Annotated in this window: 1 protein-coding gene; it reads right to left on the bottom strand. The window is 43.1% G+C overall.

All coding sequences use genetic code 11. The features are described from left to right. A partial coding sequence (locus tag WFZ86_RS20300) for a hypothetical protein (protein WP_342693636.1) occupies positions 1 to 255 on the bottom strand: 255 nt, incomplete at both ends.

The raw sequence follows: 255 nt of genomic DNA, 5'->3' as shown, positions 1-255 counted from the left end.
CTGAATACGTCCAAACTACTGTTGTAGAGGAAGTAATAGGAAGAACCGCTGTAGTACTAGCTGTAACAACTCCCAAGCAATTGTCGGTAGCCGTTGGTGGAGTAAGACTCGTAACACTACATTGTGCAGTAATCGTAGGAAGTGTAGCAGCATCTGCAACAGGGGCTGTAGTATCCGCTATCACAATACTTTGATTTTGTGTCGTGCTGTTGGTTCCATCTGAATATGTCCAAACTACTGTTGTAGAAGATGTAA

The sequence above is a fragment of the Flavobacterium polysaccharolyticum genome, assembly GCF_038739875.1.
Taxonomy (GTDB): Bacteria; Bacteroidota; Bacteroidia; order Flavobacteriales; family Flavobacteriaceae; genus Flavobacterium; species Flavobacterium polysaccharolyticum.
Note: the sequence above shows the minus strand (reverse complement) of the source record. Positions and strands in the feature narration are given on the sequence as shown.